This window comes from Christiangramia flava JLT2011 (genome assembly GCF_001951155.1).
Lineage (GTDB): Bacteria > Bacteroidota > Bacteroidia > Flavobacteriales > Flavobacteriaceae > Christiangramia > Christiangramia flava.
This window is the reverse complement of sequence record NZ_CP016359.1, coordinates 2,174,844-2,199,832: the sequence shown is the minus strand read 5'-3', so window position 1 is coordinate 2,199,832 and position 24,989 is coordinate 2,174,844. Positions and strand designations below refer to the sequence as shown.

Sequence of the window (24,989 nt, the reverse complement as noted above, 5' to 3'; positions counted from 1 at the left end):
TTTTTTAATTTTCGATTAGTTTAATTTCAGCTGCACCGGTATTGTACAGAAAATCTGTTAACTTATCTACATTGTGATCAGATGCATCTACTTCAATTAAGAAGTGATCATCAGTAGTTCTTGGATCTGGATTTTCAGCTTTTCTGAAAGGCCACAACTTCGAACGCATGTAAAAAGTAATTACCATAAGGTGAGCTGCGAAAAATACCGTAAGCTCAAACATGATCGGGACAAAGGTTGGCATGTTCTGGTAAAAGTGGAAACTTGGTTTCCCACCAATATCCTGAGGCCAGTCCTGGATCATCATAAAGTTCATCATCAAAACGGCTACGGTAAGACCGGTAATACCATAAAGGAAGGAACAAATTGCCAGCCTGGTAGGTGCCAGTCCCATCGCTTTATCGATACCGTGTACCGGAAATGGCGTATAAACTTCGCCAATGTGATAGCGCGCATCCCTGATTTGCTTTACGGCCTGTAAAACAAGATCGTCGTCTTTGTAAATAGCGTGTATTAACTTTGAAGCCATCTCTTAAATTACTTTTTAATCTGTTTATTTGCCTGTGCAACCCAGTCCTCACGCTTTTCAGCATTTGGGAAACGCTCAATCACACGATCCAGCAATTCAAAATCTCTATCTTCTAACCTGGCCACCTGGTGGAATTTGTAGATTCCTACCTGATGCAAACGCTGTTGCATTAATGGTCCTACGGCCTTCAATTTCGTAAGTTCGTCAGCTTCTTCAGAAGCTGGATCATAAGTCCCGATGCGGTCCAGCATATTGTCCAGCTCATCTTTATCTACTTCAGAAAAAGTAAGCGCATCAGCATTTACGGTTTCGTTGTGATGTGGTTTCTCATCATCAAATTGAGAAGTCAAATCAGGATTGATATTTGATTCTGGCTCTACAGCGGTAGGATCATTATCTACATGTACGTGGCTCACATCATCACCATGCTCAGCTCTTAATCTCTTATACTTATCTCCTGAAGATTTCAAAATTGTTTTTACCTCTGCCTGTGCAATTACCGGGAAGGTACGAGCATAAAGAAGGAACAACACAAAGAAGAAACCGATAGTCCCGATAAATACTCCAATATCCACAAAGGTTGGAGAGAACATCGCCCAGGACGAAGGTGTTCTACCGTGGCTAAGATCCACCACGATAATGTTGAAACGCTCGAACCACATACCAATGTTAATGATCAGGGCTACGATGAACGTCCAAAGAATGTTTCTTCTTAGACTTTTCACCCATAAAGACAACGGCACGATAAAGTTGCAGGTAATCAATGCCCAGAATGCCCACCAGTAAGGTCCGGTTGCAGCACCATAAGAAAGATAGGTGTAATTCTCATAGCTACTTCCAGAATACCATCCAATGAAATACTCGGTGATGTAGGCAATCGAAACGATACCTCCAGTAAGCAGGATCACCTTGTTCATATATTCGATATGAAGCAATGTGATGTAGTTTTCCAGATTGATCACTTTACGCATGATGATCAATAACGTCTGTACCATCGCGAATCCAGAAAAGATCGCCCCGGCAACGAAGTAAGGAGGATAAATGGTAGAGTGCCATCCCGGAACAACCGAAGTTGCAAAGTCAAACGATACAATAGTGTGTACCGAAAGTACCAGTGGTGTCGCCAAACCTGCAAGAACCAAAGAAACTTCTTCGAAACGTTGCCAGTCTTTTGCACGTCCACTCCATCCAAAACTTAACAGACTGTATATTTTCTTCTGAAACGGTTTTGTTGCTCTGTCACGAATCATCGCGAAATCAGGAAGTAAACCTGTCCACCAGAACACCAAAGAAACCGAAAGATATGTCGAGATCGCGAAAACGTCCCAAAGCAGCGGAGAGTTAAAGTTCACCCATAAAGACCCGAACTGGTTTGGGATTGGAAGTACCCAATATGCTAACCAAGGACGCCCCATGTGAATAATCGGGAACAAACCTGCCTGAACAACCGCGAAAATAGTCATCGCTTCCGCAGAACGGTTTACAGCCATTCTCCATTTTTGACGGAATAACAAGAGTACCGCCGAGATCAGTGTACCAGCGTGACCAATACCTACCCACCAAACGAAGTTGGTGATATCCCAGGCCCAGCCTATGGTTTTATTCAAACCCCATACTCCAATACCAGTGGAAACGGTGTAAATAATACAACCCAATCCCCATAAAAATGCTACTAACGAGATAGAGAAAACAATCCACCAGGATTTGTTAGCTCTTCCTTCAATTGGAGCAGCAACATCTACGCTTACATCGTGATAAGATTTTTCCCCGGTAACTAGAGGCTCTCTTATAGGCGCTTCGTAATGTGACGACATATTTATTAACTAATTAGTTTTTTAATTCTGTTTTTTATGCTTCTGAAGTATTTCTCACTTTCATCTGGTACATCACATTTGGCTGAGTACCTAAATATTCCAGCAGATAATACTTCCTGTCATTTTCTTTCAACTTCACGATTTCAGCATCTTCATTGTTCACATCTCCAAACTTGATCGCTCCTTTATCACAAGCATCAGAACATGCTGTGCTAAATTCACCATCCTCAATCACTCTTCCGTCGCGCTTAGCATCAAGAATCGTTTTCTGAGTTCTCTGGATACACATAGAACATTTCTCCATGACCCCTCTTGAACGTACAACCACATCTGGGTTCAATACCATTCTTCCAAGGTCGTTATTCATGTGGTAGTCGAATTCATCATTCTGAGCATAGTTGAACCAGTTGAAACGACGTACTTTATAAGGACAGTTGTTAGCACAGTAACGTGTTCCAACGCATCTGTTATAAATCATCTGGTTCTGACCCTGTCTACCGTGTGAAGTTGCCGCAACAGGACAAACAGTTTCACATGGTGCATGGTTACAATGCTGACACATTACCGGCTGGAAAGCTACCTCAGGATTATCATATGAAGGATTTTCGATCACATCATAATTCTCAAAAGCTGGAAGCTCCTCAAGAGTCTTCTGCTCTTCCTTGAAAGTATCTCCGGCAGAGTAGTATCTATCAATACGCAACCAGTGCATATCACGGAACTTTCTAACCTCTTCCTTACCAACAACAGGTACGTTGTTTTCAGAATGACAAGAGATCACACAGGCACCGCAACCAGTACAGGCATTAAGATCTATTGAAAGGTTGAAATGATGCCCCACTGAACGGTCAAAAGAGGTCCAGATATCAGCATTTTTATCACTGGTCGGAATTTCTTCGTGGTTGTAGCTTACCTCCGGAACCGGATTGAAAGCATGTTTATCTTTAGTATTAAAGATTTCCAAAGTAGTTTCTCTCACCACTTCTTCACGACCCGCCATGGTACTCTGCATCTGCACGGAAGCAAATTCATGAACACCACCAGTTTTTTCAATTTTCACGTTCTGGAAAGACTTGAAGTCTTTGTAAAGCGGGTAGGCATTTACACCAACCTGCATTTCTTCCTGAACGCCTTCTTTTTTCCCGTAACCTAAAGCCAGACCTACAGAGCCTTTCGCCTGACCAGGCTGAACGATTACAGGTACATTTTTCAAAGTAATGTCACCAACAGTAAGATTTACATAATTACCGTTTAGCGCACCGTTCGAAACGATTTCATTCTCCAATTCTAAAGCATCAGCATCAGCTTTAGAGATCATTAAATAGTTATCCCAGGTAGTTCTGGTGATAGGATCTGGCATCTCCTGCAACCAAGGGTTGTTGAATTGCTTCCCGTCACCCATAGAGGTCTTGGTGTAAAGCACCATTTCCATACCACCCTGGCCTTCAGATAAACTTTCAGTTTCTGAAGCTGTACCGGCAGACATATCAGCAGTTACAGAAACAGGACTTGATCCTTCAAACACTCCATCATGAAGCGCTCTAGCCCATCCTTTTCCTGAAAGTTGTCCTGCCCAGGTTTCCTTTAAATAATCATGATAAGAAGTGTCATTATCAGTCCATGCCAATAAACACTCCTGAAACTGCTTAGTATCAAAAAGAGGCCTGATCGTAGGCTGCGTCAATGCAAACTGCTTAGCAGTGAACTGAACATCACCCCAGCTCTCCAGGTAATGAGGAGCAGCAGCGACAAATTTACAAAGCTTGGCAGTTTCATCTTCCTTTTCAGTAAAAGAAAGGGTCATACCCACCTGCTTCAAACCTTCTTTAAATTCAGCAGCGTTTGGCAAACTGTAGGCAGGATTTACACCCGCTATCAACAATGCACCTACGCTACCGGCATTCATATCTTCTACAAGCTGTTTTACAGCCTGAGCATTTCCCTGCCTGGTCATTCTGGCGTTATCAGTATCCATCACGCTGCTACCAAGAGCCTCGTTGATCTCCAACACCATTTGTTGAGCTTTTACATCTGGAATTCCAGACACTACCACCCCGTTACTTCCGGCTTTTCTTAACTGACTTGCAGCTTTCACCACTACATCATCCAAACCTGAAGGCAGATCACTGGTAGAACTTCCTCCTGCAACATAACCATGAAGCGCCGCCAGAACTTTCTTCTGGTCAGACGGCTTTACAGGCACACGCTTATCAGCTTTCGCACCTGTTTGAGTAAGATTTGCCTCGAACTGAATGTGACGAGACATTTTTCCATCCTTCGGAAGTCGGCTTTCCGCGTAGCTCACATCGTGGCCACCACCCTGCCAGTCTCCAAGGAAATCAGCTCCAACACCAATGATTACTTCGGCATCACAAAAGTCATAATTCGGTAAAGCTCTTTTTCCGTATTTGGAAGCGAAAGCATTTAAAGCCGCATCTTCAGAAACCGCATCGTACACTACGTGACGAACGTTTCCGTATTTTGAAGAAAACTCCTGGATCAACTTTGTGGTAGACGGGCTGGCAAAAGTTTGCGTCAATAACACAATTTCACCATCTGCACCTTCCAGAGCTCCTTTTACTTCTTTATCAAATTCTTCCCAAGAAACGTTGCGACCCTCGATCATCGGGCGCTTCACCCTCTTGGTATCATACAATGACAATACTGACGCGTTCACTCTCGCACCGCTACCAGCCTTAATAGTCGCCAGTTTATTCGACTCAATTTTGATTGGTCTACCCTCACGAGTCTTTACTAAAACAGGTGAGAAATCATAACCATCAGAAATTGCAGAGGCATAATAGTTAGCAACACCAGGAACGATTCTTTCCGGCTGAACTACATAAGGAATAGATTTGATCACCGGCCCTTCACAGGCAGCAAGCGAAGCTGCAGCAGTAGAGAAACCTACATACTTTAGGAAGTCCCTACGCGAAGTCTTCGAACTTTCAAGAGATTTTTTATCTCCTAAAAACTCATCAACCGGGATCTCCTCGGCAAATTCCTTATTTTTTAGCGTCTCAACAATAGAACTGTTATTCAGCTCTTCAACACTTTTCCAGTATTTTTTGTTTGATGACATATAGAATAAAAATTAACTTCTTAAAACAAGATTAGTAGTGACACTTACCACATTCGATTCCACCCATCTGTGCGGCGGTAAGTTCTTCCACACCATATTTCTTAGACAACTCCTCATGGATCTTTTCGTAATACTCATTACCTTCCATCTTAACGTTGGTTTCACGGTGACAATTGATACACCACCCCATTGTTAAAGGAGCTTCCTGATGCACTATTTCCATTTCCTGGATCTGCCCGTGACAGTGCTGACATTCAACCCCGGCAACACTTACGTGCTGAGAATGGTTAAAATACACAAAGTCTGGCAGGTTATGGATCTTCACCCACTTAACCGGCTTTTCTTCCCCGGAATAGGTTCTGGTTGCAGGATCCCAACCTACGGCATCATATAATTTTGCGATCTCTTTATCGTAATATTCTTTTGAATACTCTTCCGTAGCTGTTTCAGGCGCTACTTCAGAAATTGCCTTGTGACAGTTCATACAAACATTCAACGAAGGAATCCCAGAATGCTTGGAAACCCTGGCAGAAGAGTGGCAGTACTTACACTCGATCTGGTTATCACCAGCGTGAATTCTGTGAGAATAGTGAATTGGCTGAATTGGCTGATATCCTTGATCGATCCCAACCTGCATCAAAAATCCGTAAGCGAAATAACCTACCGACAACAACACAAAGATTGTAGTGACAACCAATAAAAACTGATTCTCCACAAAGGCTTTCCAGATTGGCTTTCTTTGCTCTTTTTGCGGAAGCACAATCCCGGAAGCATCAGCGAAATTACGAAGGGTTTTGTTCACCAGGAACAACACCACCAACAACACCACTAAAACAAAAACAAGAATCCCCAGGATCACGTTCACAGAAACTCCACCTCCAGAACCTCCACCCTGTTCACCAGAAGCAGCGCCAGCGGCTGCAGCTTTAGGCTCAGGTTTTGGCTGCTCTACATAAGCAAGAATATTATTGATATCATCATTGCTCAATTGCGGGAATGCCGGCATTTGAGTTTGATTATACTCTTCAAAAATAGCTTTTGCCTCCGCATCACCAGAAGCAATCAAAGCTGAAGAATTGTGCACCCATGAATGGATCCAGTCGATACTGCGCCTGCTCGTCACACCATTTAAAGCGGGACCAATACTTTCTGAATACGGCTTGTGACATGAAGCACATAGCGTATTGAATAATTCCTTTCCAGCAGCAGCATCTCCTAAAGCATCAGAAGAAGAAGCGGCAGCAGCATCACCTCCTCCAGATTGCTCGGTCGCAGAACTATCAGCAGCCTGCTCTTGAGCGAACCCAAAAAAAGTAAACGAAAACAAAAATGCTACACAGAAAAGTAGTTGTCGCGAAGTTGAATGGCGGTAATTCACCTTTTTCATATTGTAAGTTCGATTAGCGTCTAAACTTTGGTACGGTTTTTACACTCAGTATTTTAGGGCAAAAAACCTAAAAAGGTACCTTTAAATTCGTGCACAAAAGTAATACTTATAGACGATTTTAGGAATGTTACAGAACTGTTAATCGTTAATTTATAACAGTTCTAAATAATAAATTGGGAGCTGTTTAAGTTATTATATTTTACATTTGTCACAAAGCTGAATAGATATGAAAAAAATCAAATTATACCAACTCGCATTATACCTGTTTCTTATGTTGTTTTTCGTGCAGAAAAGCCAGGCGCAACAAGGAAATGTTAACATAAAACAAAGTGAAAAAATAGAGACCTTGATGGAGGTCAAAAAAGAACTGAATGAAGACGGGAAAATTGGCGATCGTTACGTAATCCAGCTTTTTTACGGCGATAATGGTGAAGCCAACGATATCTTGCAAAAATATCGAACCTCCTACAGCTATCCTTCCCGCATCACTTACGAAGCACCTAATTATAAGGTTTGGATAGGCAACTTCAGAAATAGAATGGAAGCAGATCGCGCACTTTTAAAGATCAAGGAGAATTTTCCTTCAGCTTTTATTCCTAAACCTCAACGACGATAAGACAAAATAACAGCATAAAAAAAGGCCGGTTTTCACCGGCCTTTTCTTTTATGGAAATCTATCTTATTTCAGAGTCTTTTTAACCTCCACCTCTCTAAAGGCTTCAATCACATCATCAACCCTGATGTCGTTATAATTCTTAACCTGCATACCGCAATCGTAACCTTTCTTCACCTCTTTCACATCGTCTTTAAAACGTTTCAATGAAGCAAGTTCACCAGTATACACCACCACTCCGTCGCGAATCAACCTTACACCGGCACTGCGGTAGATAGTTCCGGAAGTTACCATACAACCTGCAATGGTACCAATCTTCGAAATTTTGAAGGTCTCACGAATTTCAGCTGTACCGGTAATCTCTTCTTTCAATTCCGGAGAAAGCATTCCTTCCATCGCATCTTTCAGGTCATTGATCGCATCATAGATGATCGAATAGGTTCTGATATCGATTTCTTCTTTATCAGCTACCTGTCTCGCATTTCCTTGCGGACGAACGTTGAACCCGATAATGATCGCATCGGAAGCAGAAGCCAGCAACACATCACTTTCCGTAATGGCACCCACTCCTTTATGGATAATATTCACCTGAATCTCTTCCGTAGAAAGTTTCTGGAAACTATCTGTAAGCGCTTCCACAGAACCATCCACATCCCCTTTCAGGATAATGTTCAATTCTTTAAAGTCTCCAAGAGCGATACGTCTACCAATTTCATCAAGCGTAATGTGACGTTGCGTACGCACATTCTGCTCACGTTGTAATTGTGTTCTTCTTGCAGCGATATCTTTAGCTTCTCTTTCATCTTCCATCACCTTGAAACTGTCACCAGCCTGAGGCGCACCATCCAGACCCAGGATTGAAACCGGGGTTGACGGCCCAGCTTCCTTCACTTCGTGACCACGCTCATCATGCATCGCCTTGATCTTACCGCTGTGACGACCTGCCAGTACGTAATCCCCAATTTTCAGGGTTCCACCCTGAACCAGGATCGTTGCAACATATCCACGACCGCGGTCAAGATACGCTTCTACGACTGTACCATTAGATAATTTATCCGGGTTCGCTTTCAGGTCTAATAATTCAGCCTCCAGAAGTACTTTTTCAAGCAGTTCTTTCACACCGTTACCGGTTTTTGCCGAAATATCATGCGACTGAATCTTTCCTCCCCAATCTTCCACAAGAAGATTCATAGCAGCAAGCTTTTCCTTGATCTTTTCAGGATTCGCCGTTGGAAGATCAGATTTGTTGATCGCAAAAACGATCGGTACTCCAGCCGCCTGAGCGTGAGAAATAGCCTCTTTTGTTTGAGGCATTACGTCGTCATCTGCCGCAATAACAATAATTGCAATATCAGTAACCTGAGCACCACGGGCACGCATCGCCGTAAAGGCCTCGTGACCAGGAGTATCCAGGAAGGTTATTTTTTGTCCGCTTGAAAGCTGCACTCCGTACGCCCCGATGTGCTGAGTAATTCCACCACTTTCACCGGCGATCACATTTTCTTCACGAATGTAATCCAGCAAGGAAGTTTTACCGTGGTCAACGTGACCCATAACGGTAACGATCGGCGCTCTTGGCTTAAGATCTTCAGGATTTTCAACTACTTCTTCTTTTTCATCTTCTACATCAGCAGTAGTGAATTCTACCTCGTAGCCAAATTCTTCCGCAACAATACTTAAGGTTTCTGCATCCAGACGCTGGTTCATCGTTACCATCATCCCGAGAGACATACAGGCTGAGATCACCTTGGTCACCGGAACATCCATCATGGTAGCCACCTCACTTACTGTTACAAATTCGGTAACTTTAAGGATCTTTTCTTCAGATTCCTGCTTGGCATATTCCTGCTCGGAACGCTGACGGTGCTGATCCCTTTTCTCACGACGGTACTTCGCTCCTTTTCCTTTACTTGATTTACCCTGAAGTTTCTCAAGTGTTTCACGCACTTGTTTTTGTACTTCTTCTTCAGTAGGCTCCTCCTTGGTAATTGGTTTGGATCTTCTTTTTCCGCCTTTATTATTTCCGCGCTGGTTGTTATTACCACCCCCGCCTTTCACATCTTTACTGATGCGACGACGGCGTTTTTTGCGCTTGTCTTTCTTATCGTCTTCAGACTTTTTATCGTCTTTTTTCTTAGGTTTCTGAAACTGAGAGAGGTCAATTTTCTTACCGGTAAAGTTCGGCCCGTCGAGCTTAGTGTATTTGGTTTCAATACGATTAGACTCTTCAGCGGGCTTTTCTTCAACCTTTTCTTGTGCCTTTTCAGGCGCTTTCCCTTCTTTCTTTTCAGGCTTTTTATCTTCTTTCGGAGGTTCCGGTTTCTGGGCAGCAGGTTTTTCCGGTTTTGGCTCCTCCTTCACTTCGGCAGGCTTTTCTTCTTTCTGTTCTTTTGGCTCTTTCGGCTGTTTCGCTTCTTGTTTCACAGGCTCTTCCTGTTTAGCTTCCGGCTCTTCCACTTTTGGTTTCTGACCAGAATTTTTGTCAAGATCGATCTTTCCAACCGGCTTAAGACCTTCCAGTTTGGTACGGGAAGCTACGGGATCATCTTCCTTCTTCACCTCCTCAGCTTTACGCTTCTCTTCAATTTCCTTCCGCAACTCTTCTTTTTCCTTCTTGCGCTCCTCACCAACTTCTTTTGAAGCTACTTTTTTGCTCTTATCGGTTTGGAATTCATCAGAAAGCACCTCGTAGATTTCTCCCGAGATTTTTGTAGTAGGACGTGCGTCGATCTCATAGCCCTTGGAATTAAGATATTCCACTGCCCGGTCTAACGAGATATTGAACTCACGTAGAACTTTATTTAATCGCATTGTTTTTGCTTCTGCCATAAATTGCCCTCTAAATTAACCTCTTTTAAGTATTCTGAAATATTATTTTCTATTATTCTTCAAATTCTGCACGAAGTACTGCCATTACTTCACGCACAGTTTCCTCTTCAAGATCAGTTCGGCGTACCAGGTCTTCTACATCCTGCTCCAGAATACTCTTTGCAGTATCCAGACCAATTTTCGAAAATTCCACAATTACCCAGTCTTCGATCTCGTCAGCAAACTCTTTCAACTCTACATCTTCTTCTACTCCTTCACGGTACACATCGATCTCGTAACCGGTCAACTGCCCGGCAAGCCTGATGTTATGCCCTCCACGACCAATCGCCTTGGAAACCTCTTCCGGCTTTAACATCACCTCAGCAGTTTTTGCTTCTTCATCCAGTTTCATGGAAGTGATCTTCGCAGGACTCAAGGCCCTGGTGATGAATAACTGGTCATTATTGGTGAAATTGATCACATCGATGTTCTCATTTCCAAGCTCGCGAACGATACTATGGATACGTGAACCTTTCATTCCCACACAGGCTCCAACCGGATCGATACGATCGTCGTAAGAGTCTACTGCTACTTTCGCTTTTTCACCAGGAACGCGCACAACTTTCTTAATAGTAATAAGTCCATCAAAGACTTCCGGGATTTCCTGTTCGAATAGTTTCTCAAGGAAGGCCGGAGCCGTTCTGGACATAATAATGGTTGGCTTGTTACCTTTTAATTCGACGCTTTCTATGATTCCCCTTACATTTTCTCCTTTTCGGAAGAAATCTGAAGGAATCTGGCGGTCTTTTGGAAGCACGATCTCATTTCCTTCATCATCTAAAAGAATGATCGCTCTGTGCCTGATATGATGAACTTCTGCAGTATAAATCTCTCCTTCAAGTTCTTTAAACTGCTTGTAAATATTCGTGTTGTCATGCTCGTGGATCTTGGATATCAGGTTCTGGCGCAGCGCAAGAATCGCACGCCTTCCAAGATCGACCAGCTTTACTTCTTCAGAAACATCTTCACCCACTTCAAAATCGGGCTCGATCTTTCTTGCCTGAGTCAGGGAAATTTCCCTGTTAGGATCCTCCACTTCACCATCTGCCACTACGATCCTGTTTCTCCAAATCTCAAGGTCACCCTTATCTGGGTTTACAATAATATCAAAATTATCGTCTTCTCCATACTTTTTCTTTAAAGCATTTCTAAAAACATCCTCAAGAATCGCCATCAGCGTTACCCGATCTATTAATTTATCATCCTTAAACTCAGAGAATGACTCAATCAACGCGATATTTTCCATATCAATTTGTGATTAAAATGTTATTTTAACTTTTGCTTCCAGAATATCAGAATAAGGCAATACAACCTCCTTCTGCACCGTGATCTTCCCTTTACCTACCGGCTTGGGCTCCCTGGCTTTCCAGGATAATTTGATCTGTTCATCATTAGCCTCGTCAAGTGTACCCTCATATTTTTCCTGAGCGGTCGTGACTTTTAATTTGCGGCCTATATTCTTTTTATACTGCCTCGCCATGGAAAGAGGTTCCGACACCCCGGCAGAGGTTACTTCGAGAGAAAAATCTTCTTCATCCCTGTCCAGATTGTGCTCTATGGCTCTACTTACCATGATGCAATCGTTCACAGAAACTCCTTCATCCCCATCCAACACCAGCTTGATATTGTTATTGTCGTTCACATCAAGGCTGATTAAAAATAAGGATTTATTCTCTTCAAATACCTTTTCCGCAAGTTTTTCTACTTTCTCCTTCAGCATAACCTTATAAAAAGAGGGGACATCTGTCCCCTCGCTGTACTATTTTTAGTTTCAACGATGCAAATATAATAATTATTTCCGGAGTATAAAACGGTGATTACAAATGAAATATTCTTCGTAAATTTAAGATAAGATCCCTTGTCATGAAAAACATTTTAGTTCCAACCGATTTCAGCCCTCAGGCCGAAAATGCTTTGCGCGTGGCTGCACAACTTGCGCGCAAACACCAGAGTGAAATTTACCTGCTTCACATGCTTGAACTTCCCATGCAGCTTATAGATCCTATCCAGGGTGAAAGTCATAACCTGCCGGAAGCTCTTTTCTTTATGAAACTCGCCCACCAGCACTTTGCAAAAATTATGGCCAAACCATTCCTGAATGGCATCAAAGTGCATGAAACCGTTGAATTTCATCGCGCTTTTGACGGAATCATGGACATCAGCCAGGAGAAAAACTGTGACCTTATTGTTATGGGTTCTCACGGTATTAGTGGTCTTCGCGAAATGTTCATCGGCTCCAACACCGAGAAAGTAGTGAGATATTCTGAAATTCCTGTGCTGGTTATCAAGAATGACATTCCGGAATTTAAGGTTGAGAATTTCATTTTTGCGACCGATGCCAATCCTGAAAACGTTCACACACTTTTTAAAGCCGAAGAATTCGCTAAAACCATTCAAGCGAAACTGCATCTCCTATTCGTGAATACCCCCAATAATTTCCTCACCAGTGAAAATGCCCTGGAAAACCTGAAAGATTTCACCAGTCGCAGCAAACACCCGCATGAAATTCATATATATAATGACGTGAGCGTGGAAAAAGGTATTCTGAATTTTGCCGCGCGCATGGATGCCGGACTTATTGGGATCAGTACGCATGGCCGGAAAGGCCTTGCGCATTTCTTCAATGGCAGCATTAGTGAAGATCTGGTCAACCACGCCAACCGGCCAGTGGTCACTTTCAAGATCTAAAGAAAGGTTTTTAACGCACCGTTTTTAATACAGGTCCAGAGATAGTTCCAGAAAGATTTGGAACGATCGCGCTGTACCTCGATCGATTTATAATCGGCTTTTTCACTAAGAGCCTTATTCTTTACGATCAGGTTCGCAAGTGCTGAAACGATCTTATTCTTTTCGCTTCCGTCTTTTTTCAGGACTTCCACTTTAAAATCCTCGTAGGCTACTTTCATATTGCCCTGTGCCTGATACGCGTTCCCGGCAAAATAATAGTTCATACTCTGTATCACTCCTTCAGCTTTCACATTCATGGCAGGTTCCAGGAAATTATTAATCTGGCTGGCCTGCAAATCGTTCATACTGCCTGAAACCTCAAATCGGTCACTTTTATCAGCAATATTAAACTTCAGATCCATACTTACCGGGGCCTGCTTCATGAGGTTAGCATGTGCAATCACATGAGTCTCCGGAAAAGCTTTTCGACCCATACCGATATTGCTCAAATGATAGATCGTTCCGTTTAGACCGGAAAATTCTACCAGACCCGGTTCGCGGCCCTGCCGTACTTTTTCCTCATACCGAAGATATACATGAGAAACCCTGACACTGTCGATTCCCAGTTTAATCGGTAGTTCCCTGATCGTTTTACTGTACATTGGTTTTATACTGGGATCATCTGGTTGTAATTTATCCCGATAAATCCGAAAATCTCCGCCGCGTATCTCGGTGAAGGAATTGGTAATCTCCATCGTATCTTTATCTACATTCCAGTTGAAATTGTTCAACCTGATCGTGTCAATTTTCAGGTTATAGCGATCTTTTTCCACCCTGATGGTCTTTTGATGCTCGGCACGGGAATACTTCGGAATAATGCGGAAATCAGTGGTAAGAATATCAAAATTATCCATTTCAAAAGTGGAAGCGGTCATCGTGTGGCGGTCGTCCAGATCATAAAATAAGCTGTCACAGTACATCCTGATGAGTTCATAATCAAAAGGCACCGATTCCTTGACAGTTCTGGCGTTGATATGCACATTTTCCATCCGAAGCTTTTTCAGCGAAGTAAATAAACGATGCTGGCTACTGTCCTTTTCAAAAATCTCAAAACTACCACCGATTATCTTGACCCTCTTCAGCAACACCTCATTTTTAAATTCGGTTTCCTTTTCGGGTTTCTTCGGAATTGTATCAGATTGGTCGTCAGGAGGAAGGTTATATATTTTGATGACGGGATTGGAAATATTCAGATCTCCAATGATCAGGTTCTTTTTGGTTAGATAGTCCCAAAGATGGATATTATCTATTTCAATCGTATCTACCTTCAGTACTTTTCCCTTAAAGCGGAATTCCGGTTGAAAAATTTCGGCTTTCCTATTAAGCACCTTGACGTCTACTTTCTCAAAAGATGCATTGACCTTTTTCAAACTGGTCTCCAGCGAAGCCCTGATTTTCTTTTCCGCATAGTTATTGAAAACCAGAAAACCTATTGCCAGAAGGCCAATAAAAACCAGTGCGCCAATCGCAAATTTTAAAGATTTCTTCAAGGAAAATACGTGTTGATGAAGGCTTCAATTTACAATTAAGCCAGTACCTGTGATCATCGTTTAAGATTATTTAACTTAAATGATTGTAATACAGTAGACAGCAAAGTTAAATTTTCGTCAAACTTCCATTTTGCTGTTTTAACCAATGTTCTTCTACACTATATTTGCATCAAACACAACAGGGAAATGTTTTTCAAATTTGGACTTAAAATATTATTCATCGCGGTAGAGCTTTTCTTAGGTTTCTACAGCCTGGTGATTAGTGATAGCCTGATGATGAAATTCTTTTTCTTCGTGGTGACGGCAGCGATCATTGCTTTCATCATGATCAAGATGATCAATAAAGTACTTCCGCAGGACAAAGACTTTGTTTCTTTTGACCTGGATCAGGAAGAATAAATTTCAATAAAACAAACAAACAGAATCCGTTGACAACTTCAACGGATTTTTTTTTAAATTTTCCACATGCGCCTTGTTTGCCTTTCAGACACTCACAACCTCCACGAGAATCTGGTGATTCCGGAAGGCGATGTGTTAATCCATGCCGGCGATTGCACCGACGGGGGAACCGAACGGGAAACCCGGCATTTCCTGGACTGGTTTACGGCTCAACCCCATCCTGTAAAAATTTTGGTTCCGGGAAATCATGATTTCTATTTTGAAAAGGAGATGATCTCTGGTCACCCGGATCTTTATTTACTGATCGATGAAGAGCTTGTTATTAATAAAGTGAAATTTTGGGGATCACCTTATATACCCGGTCAGGAAAACTGGGCTTTTACCAAAGAAAGAGGTAAAGCCATCAGGCAGCACTGGAACCAAATCCCGCCTGATACTGATGTGCTGATCACCCATACTCCCGCTTATGGCATTCTGGATGAAATTAGAAGTGGCAGTAAATTGGGTTGTGAAGAACTGGTGTATCGCATCGGGCAGATCAAACCAGCCTATCATCTTTTCGGGCATATTCATCATGCCGCCGGAAGTGCTTTTTTACAGGGCACCCGGCATTTCAACCTTTCCATTCTGGATGAAAGATTTAGAATAATGCATTCTCCTAGGGTCATAAATGTGGATTTCGCAAAATAATTCTTAACTGCAGTTTTCGGAAGTTAAAAAATTATTAATCAGAGAAGTATTACATTTTTTTTAACATCATTTAAGCCTTCGCATAGTAATTTAGCCCTCGATGATAATGACGAAAATAAGACCTATGAGCATAACTACCACCCCGGAGATTCTAGATGAAGTCAAGAATCTTATTTCTTACAGCGTTGCCCATTTGGATAGAGAAAATTCTAATTTCCAAACAATGCACCGTGCGATCATCAAAAAATATTTTGAAGCCAAGCACGTGAATATTGATTATCAAAACCAATCCATAGACTTGAAACTTCCTGTTGGAGGTAAAAAATATACCGCAATTACTTTTGAATGCCAGGATCTAGAAAGATTTTTAAGATCCTGCCTGAAAAAGGACGAAAAAAGCCTTTATTTCTATCAAAATTTGCTGGTACATTATAATGTGATTTCAGCCGCATAAGACTTATTTCACCAATTGTTCAAAGCCACGGTCCCTACGCCGGGCTTTTTTTATGCTTTATTTTCAGCAACCTCTTTCAACTTTGAAATCGTAATAGGTTTGGTGATAAAACCTTTTAAGGCTGGGAACATTTTAGCTTTCTCCCGGTCACTTTCAGCAATCGAGGAAGAAACGATATAAATACTGGTCTGCTGAAAAATAGCCGGCTGATTCTCGCTAATTTCGCGCAATAGCTGCCAGCCGTCCATCTGCGGCATATTGATATCCAGAAGAACGATCTCGGTTAGTGAACCTTCATTTTTCAGATAATCCAAGGCCTGGATAGATTGAGTAAAGTATTTCGCTTCTGAAAAAGATCCCGAGCGCTCCACCATTTTCGATACGATCTTCTGGTAGATTTCGTCATCGTCTATAATGCAAACCGATTTTTTCATTTAAAAAATACTTTAAAACAGGTGCCTTCCCCGAGTGTACTTTCCACTCCTACCTCACCGCCCATCGCGTTTACCTGGTTTTTAGTGATGAACAGTCCAACACCACGGCTGTCCTTCCGATCGGTAAAAGTTTTATAAAGACCGAAAACTTTGTCCTTATGCTTTTCCAGGTCAATCCCAATCCCGTTATCGCAAACCTTCAGCACCCAGCGATCTTTTTCCTTTTCCGCGGAAATATGAACTTCCGGAATTGTATCTGGCCTGCTATACCGAAGAGCATTCGTGATAAAATTCAGCAAAATGCTTTCCATATAAGCCGGGTTGAAAATCACCTTCATATTTTCCGGCACCTCATTGATGATCTTAGCATTCATCGATTCGATCTGCAAACTCAAGACCGCCAGGGCTTTTTCCGTATATTCCCGAACCTGTATCTCTTCTGCTTTGATCTCCAGATTGGTGTTAATGGAAACCACCTCGTTAAGATCTACCAGCGTCTGATTCAAACTTGCCGAAACGTCCCGAAGTAAATTGATATAATTTTGTCTTTCTTCCTGGTCGTCTTCCAGGTCATATAACTCTAAAATAGACTCAAAATTGCTGGAATGGGAGCGCAGGTTATGAGAAACAATGTAGGCAAAGTTCAGCAGCCTTTTATTCTGCTCCATGACAAAATCGTAGGATTTCATCAGGTTGAGTTCCGCCTCCTTCTTTCCAGAAATATCGCGAAGGTTCACGACGTAGCCATTGATATTCTTTTCGTGCAGCATGTTCGTGAGCGTCGCGCTCATCCAAATGTAATGCCCCTGCTGCGCCTTGAAACGCATAATGATCTCTGAAAAAGGAACCCCTTCAGCATAATAAGATTCTTCTAATTTCTTGAGCATTACCGATCGTTCCACCGGGTGAATAAAAGATAGGATTTCATTTCCGAAAGTTTCCAGCTGGTCGTAACCCGTCACTTTTTTCAGGGAAGGTGAATGATAGACCACCTCGCCACGCCTGTTGATAATCAGGATAATCTCATTGGTATTTTCTACCAGCGAACGGAAGCGTTTCTCGTTTTCCTCTAATTTCTCCTTAGCCTTTACCTGGGCAGAAATGTCTTCAATCAGCGCAATATGTGAAGTAGCCGGTTCTCCCGGGGGCCAAAGCGGAGAGACATTCAGCTTGATCCAGATGGTCTTTCCATCTTTTCGTTTCAACCGCTTCTGAAGACTGTATTCCCGAAGTTGATTTTCCCGAAGCTTAGACATGAGCTGCGTATTATCAGTAATATCCTCAGGATGAGAAACCATGCGATAATCCATTTGCTGAAGCTCCTCGTTCGTATACCCCAGCAATTCCTGGAAACGTTTATTGGTTTCCAGTATCATTCCGGTGGTGGAATCTACCCGCACCATCCCGATGGCAGCCTGATTAAAAATGGTTCTAAAACGCAGTTCGCTTGCCGCGAGTTCCCCACTTTTCTTCCGAACCTGTTCTTCCAGTACCTGCGGCTGCTTCATGAATCGGTAAACCAAAAAAGCAAAAGCCAGCCCCAGCAGCAACACTAAAACCGAAACCGGCAACAGGCTATAAAAAATGTGATTTGGCTTATCCGGGACGATATATATTTTCCAATCTCCCTCGGGAAGAGTGACTTCTTCTGAATAGGAATGGTCGAGTTGGATAGAATCTAACAGAAAATCTTCTTCCCCGGTTTCCGGATTGACCTTGGCAAATTGAAATTTATAGTCTCCCGCTGAAAACTGTTCAATACCTGACGTCTCCAGGATCTTGTTAAAGTCGATTAAAACCGCGGTGAAACCCCAAAACTGATCTTTGATAAAAACCGGGAGTCGGCCAATAACGCTATAACCACCCTGGCGCAATTCAACAGGACCTGCAAAGAACATCTTCTTTTCTTCAATGGCGATCTGCGCTTCTGCGTTGCGGGTACTATCGGCCAGAATATTGTAACCGATTGCCGCCTTGTTCTGTTCGTAAGGATAAACCTGGTCTATGATTCCGCCCGGAACGGTTTCGATCCCATCGATATTGGAATTCTGATCTACGAGCTGGGAAGCGATATGATCAAAATCCTCGATCTCTCCATCTTCATTGATCTGAAGTGCCAGTGAAAGGGCTGCGGAATAACTGTATTTCAAAGACTGCTCAATGTTCTGCTCCACCACGTTAATGATTCCGGACATTTCGCGCTGGCGGGTTTCGATCATTATCTGGTATCGCTGCCAGAGAATGATAAAACCTATGATTACGACCAGTAAAAAAGTGAAAGCGCCAGCGAGCAGCGGTTTACTCCAAACCTTTTGAGAAGGGTTATTAACTATTTGTCTCCGTTCCATTGCGGGGCTGGCATTTTAATAACGGGAGATGAACCTCGATTCGAGCGGCAAATATATATAAAAGACTGATAACTTGTATTTTAATTATTGGAAATAAAAAAACCCGGCGAATGGCCGGGGGAATAGAATATTTTATTTTTATAAAAATTAGAATTGCTTAGAAATACTTAATCCTGTTCCGAATATTGGATTTGATACATTAGAAAATTCTGCTCCTAATTGAAGATCAAAATCTACAAAGCTTTGGAGTAACTTGATTTCATAATTGCCATAAAATTCCTTTCTTTTTGGATTGTAAGGTCTGAAATAAGCTCCTTCCTTAAAAACATATGAGACCGATAACTGATGAGGCTTACCTTGTATCTCTCCACCAAATGCCAAATGATACGCCGCAAATTTATTCCCGCCAACCAATTCATTATTGTAATCATAATCAAAAAATGGCACTCCTATTATTCTCCTTTTATAAGTCCAGCCATTCTTGTACATTGAAAAGCTATTGAAATAAAAATCATGTTCATGTGGCGCGCTGCTGCCGTCACTCTGATCTCTTGTATAATAAAACTCAAAAATTGCAGAATTTATTAATGAAGATGATACATCTTCTTCATAAAACAATCCATACCGACCATCGGGAAAATTGGCATACCGACTACCAGTACCATCTTCAAAGAAATGATTGTAGATAAATTGAAGTTTATAATTTGAGAATTTCTTTGTCACATATAGTTCATAAGTTCCGGAATGAGCTCCAATAACATTTTGTTGGTCTGGCTCTGCCGAATTATCGCCTCCTTCTCTACCTGTAATAATCTTCAAGTAATCTACAAATCCCTCAGGTTGTTTACCCCATTTTGGGGAAATGCCACCCCATATAGCATAGTGTGAGATCCCTCCTTTTATTTTGAAGGAAGTGGACGGATTATAGATCAAGAACAAACTTTTTGAGTGCAGCCTGGCACCCTTAACAAAACGATCATTCCCCATGAAATATTCAGCCCAGCTTATCTCTATACCTAATTTTTTATTCTGGTTGAAAAACAAAGGTCTTGATGTGCTTAATTCAATGCCGGGGAGCGGCCTTGCATTCATTGACCAGGCAAAGTTCTCATTCGTTGCACTTAAGCCTCTATAAAGTTCCTCTCTTTGCTTTCTACCCGCAATGACCTGCAACCATTTCCAATCAAATTCTGCGTATAATTCATCAATAGCTATTTCGTCTGAAAATTGATCATCGTATAACAATCCTCCACCAACTTCCAGAGAACTAATTTCAGAAAAATCATAGTTCAATTTAGCTGAAACCAGTCCTGAAAAATCAGTAGAATCTGAAATTCGGCCTCGCTGATTACTGTAAAACCAGAACGGTAGCTTTTTGGAATTACTATAAAAGCCATTCCCAGAGACTTTTCCTGAAAATTCAACCTGAGCAGAAGACTGCAACCCAATTGTAAAGAATATTAATAAAACAAATACTTTTTTCATATCAAAAAAATACCCTGAAGTTTCCTTCAGGGTTTAAATTTTATAACAGTATACTTAAACCGCTGCCGCCTTATTTTGCAGCCATTTAATAAAAGATTTTTTCTCCTCGCCATAAGTATAACCATACTTATTTCCATAACCGAAATTACTCCATTTCACATCATTTAGCACAAAACTAAGATCATGGAATTTTCCATCATTATTGGAATCTACTGCAAACTGAATAAGCTTTTTGGCAGTATGCCCTGCTCTTACCACATATAACGTAAGATCTGCATATTTATTTATTAAAAATGTATCTGTAACAAGTAAAGATGGAGCAGTATCGACTATCACGTAATCATACATCTTTTCAAGGTCTTTAAACATCTCCTCCGTTTTCTTTCTTCTCCATAATTCTGATGGATTAGGCGGAATCGTTCCGGAAGGTAAGATCTCAAGATTATCATTTTCATAACTAGACTCACGAATCAATCCGTTCAGCTTCAATTCATCATTTGCTAAATAGTCGCTTACCCCCGCATGTTGCCTGGCATCCTTTTCAAATCGTTGTAGCTGCGGATTTCTTAAGTCAGCTCCCACCAAAAGAACTTTTTTTCCGGTATTTGCCAAAGTGGCGGCGAGGTTAAACGAAACTAACGTCTTACCCTCACCTTTGATCGTAGAAGTAACGAAAATAGTGTTACCACGGTCTTTATCTGCCTTTGTTATAATAAGATATTGCAGGTTGGTATGTAAGATTCGGAATGCCTCGGCAAGAATGCTTCGGTCATTCTTCATGATCATCTCACTTTCTTTTTTATTCACTCGTGGAATTTCACCAACCACGGGTATTTCTTTCGCCGCTTTTTCCAGATCCTCTCTGCTTTTCACCTTATTGCTTAAAAGATGTTTTAGGTAGATCACCAAAAACGGAATCAGTAATCCAATAATTAAAGCTGCTAACAAAATGATCTTTGGCTTCGGAGAAATCGGAACAACCGAGCTATAGGCCCTATCAACGATTTTAGCTTTTGGAGCTGTTACAGCAAGACTTAAAGAATTCTCTTCTCTCTTCTGAAGAAGAAATAAATAAAGGGATTCCTTAATATTTTGCTGACGTTCGATACCTCGGTATTGCCTTTCTTTTGAAGGAACTGCTGCAATCCTGGAGTTGATTACAGAACCTTGCCTGTCTAATTCATTTTTTGAAACTCTTAGATTTGAACGCAGCCTTTCAAAACTTTCTAAAACGTTAGACCTTATCTGGCTAATCTGGCTGTTCAATCTTTGGACAACCGGGTTTTTCTCGGTGGAACCTGAGAGAATCCTATTTCTTTCCAGAACCAGCTCATTATAATTCTGAATACTTGTATTCACCGCCTGATCTTCAATTCCCAGATTTGCCGGAAGCAGATCTGCGCGCTCGTCACTTTTCAAATACTCGAGCATGGTATTTGCCAGTTCCAGCTGAGTTTCAATTTCCTGTTGGCGTTTGTTAAAATCACTGGCATTTTCGATGAACATTTCCGATTCCGCCTCAATATCTGTAAGCCGATTAGTTTCTTTGAATTCCTCTTTGTCAGTTTCAATGGAATCCAATTCGGTATTGATAATCTGCAAGCGTTCGTCAATAAAATCTGCCGTATTTCTGGCAACCAAATTTTTATCCTCAATGGCTTCGCGGTTGTATTCGAAAACCAGTTGATCCAAGATATCCTGTGCTTTTGCTTTTACCGAATCATCCATACCTAATTCGATCAGGCTGGAATTCTTATCGGTCAAATTAATCTGAAGCTTTGAACGATAATTGGAAACAACCGATTCCAAGTTCGAAAATTTGACAATGGTATTTGGTATACCATCTTCAGGTATTTCAAATTCTGGATTTTCAATTACAAGGGCATCCGCAAAAGGCAATTCTATTGGCTGACCTGGTTTTCCTTTGAATTTTTCTTCCGTTTCGGAATTGATCAATTCTACGGAATTATCAGTTAGTATAATTCTATAGGTATTCGCAGATTCCTTTGAATAAGTTGATAATATCTTCTCATCAAGGTTTAAAACCTGGACATAATAAGGTGTATTTCGATATAACTCAGGGCTTTTAATAGCATCTTCATCATAGTAAGTGACATTCAGATTTAAAGCTTTCACCACGTTCGTCATCATTCGCTTAGACTTCAGAATTCCAATTTCATTTTCAATGGAATTGGTTCCCATTCCGCCTAATAAACCAAGGTCTGCAAAAGCAGCCATTTCCGAAGAAGGAGATTTGCTTTCTTCATCCTTGATAATAATACTCGCAATCGTGTGATAACTTGGAGTAGTTACTTTTAAATAAATGAAAGCGAGAATCACACAAGCAATGACTCCAAACACGAACCAAGGCCAGTGCTTTGAATATTTTTCTAATTCTTCCCGGAGATCAATTTGTTCTTCCTGAACAGGTCTGTTTGGATAATTTTGTTGCGCCATAATTATCTAGTTAAAAGTACTGCCAGTGAAACGAGCACTGACGCTATGGAAATATAAACTGAGGCATTTCTATTATAACTTGCAGACTGCACCTGTGCCCCATTCGGCTCCACATACACTACATCGTTTTGCTGCAAATAATAAAAGGGAGACTCTAAAACATAAGGATCGGTCAGGTCTAAATAAGCATGAGTCTTTTGCCCGTTTTGTTCCCGAACCACCAACACATTCTTGCGTTTACCATAAATAGTCAGGTCACCTGCAAGTCCTAAAGCTTTAGGCAAACTTAAATATTCATCACGTATTTCGAATGTGCCAGGACGATTGACTTCTCCTAAAACACTCACCTGGAAGTTCACGATTCTCACATTCACAATCGGGTCCTGAACATAATCACTTATTTTATCAGATAAAAGATCTGCCAGTTCCTTACGGTTCAAATCAATGGCTTTTATGCTTCCTAAAACCGGAAATCGAATCGTTCCGTCATTATTCACCAGGTACGTTTGTAATTGCTGTCTTCCGGTCACGCCAAGATCCATCGTGCTTCCTGATTGAGGCATCCCGACAACTGGTAAATTGAATGGCATAGCCGCCGCCTGCTCCGGCGCAGACACCGTTATAGTCAATAAATCATTAGGTTTGATTTTCAGACCTTTACTAATATTTTCAGATAGTTGCTGATCTGCCCTTTCCAGACCCTGGAAATAAACTACTTCCTTACGTGATACACAAGAGGTAAGGAAACTGCATACTAAAATAATCGATAAAATATTTCTTATCGAAACTCCAATTTTCATTCTCATTAAATTTTTGCGAAGATAGAATTATTAATTCGTTAAAAAAATGTGAAAACCTAATAAGCTTTTTCTTCACCTCCCAATGCATTAGTAACGGTACGAGTTATAATCTGAATATCCAGCAACGGAGACCATTTTTCTAAATAAAATATATCTAACCTTGTTCGATTAATAATATCTCGTTCCTCAATAATTTCTCCCCTATAACCCTTAATCTGTGCCAGGCCGGTTATTCCAGGTTTTGCATAGTGTCTAACTAAGTATTTGTCTACAGAAGTTTCATATTGGAAAGTATGAGCTTGCATATGCGGCCTTGGACCTACAACGCTCATATTTCCCATTAAAACATTAAAAAATTGCGGCAATTCATCTATACTAGTCCTTCGAATAAATGCCCCAATTCTAGTAACTCTAGAATCCCCTTTTAAAGCCATTTGTTCATGTGCCTGAGAATTTACCGCCATGGATCGAAACTTCAGACAATTAAATTCCTTTTTATTTACACCATGACGCTTTTGCCTAAAAAATAAAGGTCCTTTTGATTCAGCTTTAATTAAAATATATAATATCGGAGTTAACCAAGAAAGGATAAAAAGAATCACGACTCCCGAAAAAATAACGTCAAAAATTCGTTTACCATAAACCGCATAAGGGGTTTCCAAAGGCGACTTGCGCAAATTAAGAATCGGTATTTTATTAAAAAGCTCCACATCCATTGCCCTAGTAAAGATTTCCTTATTATCTGGAATTATCTTAATCTTCTTTAAATTATTGTCTGCAAAGGTTATCAAATCATTTAATTGTTGCTTACTTAATCTTGAGGCCAAACAATATATTTCATCAACACCATTTTCTAATATATACTGATAGGAGTGAGCAACCTTTCCATGATACGTTTGACTTGCAGAACTATTCTCATCGAAATAGCCTAAATAACGATATCCCAGTTCGGGCTCATCAAAAATCTGCCTTATTTTTTTTAAGTTTCGGTCACGGCCTATTACAATTACTCTCGCCGAATTCCCACCAAGAATCCTCCATTTATTTCTGATATAGAAAAACAGAATTCTATATATCAATAGGAAAAAGAACAGCCAACTTAATATGTAAGCCTGATTTAAAATTTGAAAATGAAAATTTTTAAATGCGAAAATTGTAAAATAACCCAGACAGAATAATAGAAACACCTGAATAAACCGATGGAAGTTTTCGAAGAAACGCTCTTTCCGGGATGTGGGATAAAAATCCATAAATATACATACCAAAACCCAGAAACCTAGATAAGCACTAATGGTTTTCCAACCGATAAGATGTGATGGCAAAAAGTAATTTAAAGTAAAATGAATGATCGCTAAATGTACTACAATAGAGATCGGAATGATAAGATCAGATCTTTTCATAACGAAAGTTGA

19 protein-coding genes are annotated in these 24,989 nt (G+C 41.1%); 5 read left to right on the top strand and 14 right to left on the bottom strand.

Going from position 1 to position 24,989, the window contains the following annotated elements; translation table 11 throughout:
* Positions 1 to 4 precede the first annotated feature (4 nt).
* From GRFL_RS09660 to GRFL_RS09645, 4 genes are read right to left on the bottom strand one after another with little or no spacing between them, the layout of a single operon-like run.
* Positions 5 to 529 carry a DUF3341 domain-containing protein gene (locus tag GRFL_RS09660; protein WP_083644424.1) on the bottom strand — a complete coding sequence of 175 codons (525 nt, stop codon included), beginning with the start codon at positions 527 to 529 and terminating at the stop codon, positions 5 to 7.
* 8 nt (positions 530 to 537) lie between these two features.
* Entirely contained in the window at positions 538 to 2,343 is a 1,806-nt protein-coding gene (gene nrfD / locus GRFL_RS09655) for an NrfD/PsrC family molybdoenzyme membrane anchor subunit (RefSeq protein ID WP_083644423.1), read from the bottom strand.
* Between the two features lie 34 nt (positions 2,344 to 2,377).
* A complete protein-coding gene (locus GRFL_RS09650; protein ID WP_083644422.1) occupies positions 2,378 to 5,425 on the bottom strand; it encodes a TAT-variant-translocated molybdopterin oxidoreductase in 3,048 nt (1,015 codons plus the stop codon).
* Positions 5,426 to 5,456: 31 nt separating this feature from the next.
* Positions 5,457 to 6,812, bottom strand: a complete 1,356-nt coding sequence (locus tag GRFL_RS09645; RefSeq protein WP_083644421.1) for a c-type cytochrome — start codon at positions 6,810 to 6,812, stop codon at positions 5,457 to 5,459.
* Between the two features lie 226 nt (positions 6,813 to 7,038).
* Here GRFL_RS09645 and GRFL_RS09640 point away from each other — a divergent pair, with 226 nt between their 5' ends.
* Positions 7,039 to 7,428 carry an SPOR domain-containing protein gene (locus GRFL_RS09640; protein WP_083644420.1) on the top strand — a complete coding sequence of 130 codons (390 nt, stop codon included), beginning with the start codon at positions 7,039 to 7,041 and terminating at the stop codon, positions 7,426 to 7,428.
* A 63-nt stretch (positions 7,429 to 7,491) separates the two neighbouring features.
* Here GRFL_RS09640 and infB read toward each other — a convergent pair whose 3' ends face one another.
* Genes infB through rimP form a run of 3 tightly spaced genes read right to left on the bottom strand, consistent with a single transcriptional unit; the run spans position 7,492 to position 12,013 of the window.
* Complete coding sequence (infB, locus tag GRFL_RS09635; RefSeq protein ID WP_083644419.1) at positions 7,492 to 10,254, bottom strand: translation initiation factor IF-2; 2,763 nt, start codon at positions 10,252 to 10,254, stop codon at positions 7,492 to 7,494.
* A gap of 52 nt (positions 10,255 to 10,306) precedes the next feature.
* Positions 10,307 to 11,539, bottom strand: coding sequence for a transcription termination factor NusA (gene nusA / locus GRFL_RS09630; RefSeq protein WP_083644418.1), 1,233 nt, complete (start codon positions 11,537 to 11,539; stop codon positions 10,307 to 10,309).
* 12 nt (positions 11,540 to 11,551) lie between these two features.
* Positions 11,552 to 12,013: a ribosome assembly cofactor RimP gene (gene rimP / locus GRFL_RS09625; RefSeq protein ID WP_083644417.1), complete on the bottom strand. Its 462-nt coding sequence runs from the start codon at positions 12,011 to 12,013 to the stop codon at positions 11,552 to 11,554.
* Positions 12,014 to 12,156: 143 nt separating this feature from the next.
* Between rimP and GRFL_RS09620 the strand changes: the two genes are divergently transcribed.
* Positions 12,157 to 12,981 (top strand): universal stress protein, encoded by an 825-nt coding sequence (locus tag GRFL_RS09620; RefSeq protein WP_083644416.1) that lies wholly within the window; start codon positions 12,157 to 12,159, stop codon positions 12,979 to 12,981.
* Here the strand turns inward: GRFL_RS09620 and GRFL_RS09615 are convergent.
* Complete coding sequence (locus tag GRFL_RS09615; protein ID WP_083644415.1) at positions 12,978 to 14,510, bottom strand: hypothetical protein; 1,533 nt, start codon at positions 14,508 to 14,510, stop codon at positions 12,978 to 12,980. The two genes, GRFL_RS09620 and GRFL_RS09615, sit on opposite strands and share 4 nt — an antisense overlap.
* A 186-nt stretch (positions 14,511 to 14,696) precedes the next feature.
* On the opposite strand from GRFL_RS09615, the gene GRFL_RS09610 reads away from it, so the two are divergent.
* From GRFL_RS09610 to GRFL_RS09600, 3 genes are all read left to right on the top strand, one after another.
* Positions 14,697 to 14,909 carry a hypothetical protein gene (locus GRFL_RS09610; protein ID WP_083644414.1) on the top strand — a complete coding sequence of 71 codons (213 nt, stop codon included), beginning with the start codon at positions 14,697 to 14,699 and terminating at the stop codon, positions 14,907 to 14,909.
* A gap of 66 nt (positions 14,910 to 14,975) precedes the next feature.
* On the top strand, positions 14,976 to 15,599 hold the full coding sequence (locus GRFL_RS09605) for a metallophosphoesterase (protein WP_083644413.1): 624 nt from the start codon (positions 14,976 to 14,978) through the stop codon (positions 15,597 to 15,599).
* 124 nt (positions 15,600 to 15,723) lie between these two features.
* Positions 15,724 to 16,053 (top strand): hypothetical protein, encoded by a 330-nt coding sequence (locus GRFL_RS09600; protein ID WP_083644412.1) that lies wholly within the window; start codon positions 15,724 to 15,726, stop codon positions 16,051 to 16,053.
* 50 nt (positions 16,054 to 16,103) lie between these two features.
* Here the strand turns inward: GRFL_RS09600 and GRFL_RS09595 are convergent, their stop codons facing one another.
* The 6 genes from GRFL_RS09595 to GRFL_RS09570 form a co-directional block, all read right to left on the bottom strand.
* On the bottom strand, positions 16,104 to 16,487 hold the full coding sequence (locus GRFL_RS09595) for a response regulator (protein ID WP_083644411.1): 384 nt from the start codon (positions 16,485 to 16,487) through the stop codon (positions 16,104 to 16,106).
* The gene (locus GRFL_RS09590; RefSeq protein WP_083644410.1) at positions 16,484 to 18,835 is read right to left on the bottom strand and encodes a sensor histidine kinase; all 2,352 of its coding nucleotides are present in this window, start codon (positions 18,833 to 18,835) and stop codon (positions 16,484 to 16,486) included. The genes GRFL_RS09595 and GRFL_RS09590 overlap by 4 nt, the downstream gene beginning before the upstream one ends.
* A 147-nt stretch (positions 18,836 to 18,982) precedes the next feature.
* On the bottom strand, positions 18,983 to 20,320 hold the full coding sequence (locus GRFL_RS09585) for a hypothetical protein (protein ID WP_083644409.1): 1,338 nt from the start codon (positions 20,318 to 20,320) through the stop codon (positions 18,983 to 18,985).
* Between the two features lie 54 nt (positions 20,321 to 20,374).
* Positions 20,375 to 22,777 (bottom strand): GumC family protein, encoded by a 2,403-nt coding sequence (locus tag GRFL_RS09580; protein ID WP_083644408.1) that lies wholly within the window; start codon positions 22,775 to 22,777, stop codon positions 20,375 to 20,377.
* Positions 22,778 to 22,779: 2 nt separating this feature from the next.
* A complete protein-coding gene (locus GRFL_RS09575; RefSeq protein ID WP_083644407.1) occupies positions 22,780 to 23,577 on the bottom strand; it encodes a polysaccharide biosynthesis/export family protein in 798 nt (265 codons plus the stop codon).
* Positions 23,578 to 23,633: 56 nt separating this feature from the next.
* Positions 23,634 to 24,977, bottom strand: coding sequence for an exopolysaccharide biosynthesis polyprenyl glycosylphosphotransferase (locus GRFL_RS09570; RefSeq protein WP_083644406.1), 1,344 nt, complete (start codon positions 24,975 to 24,977; stop codon positions 23,634 to 23,636).
* Positions 24,978 to 24,989: the final 12 nt, after the last annotated feature.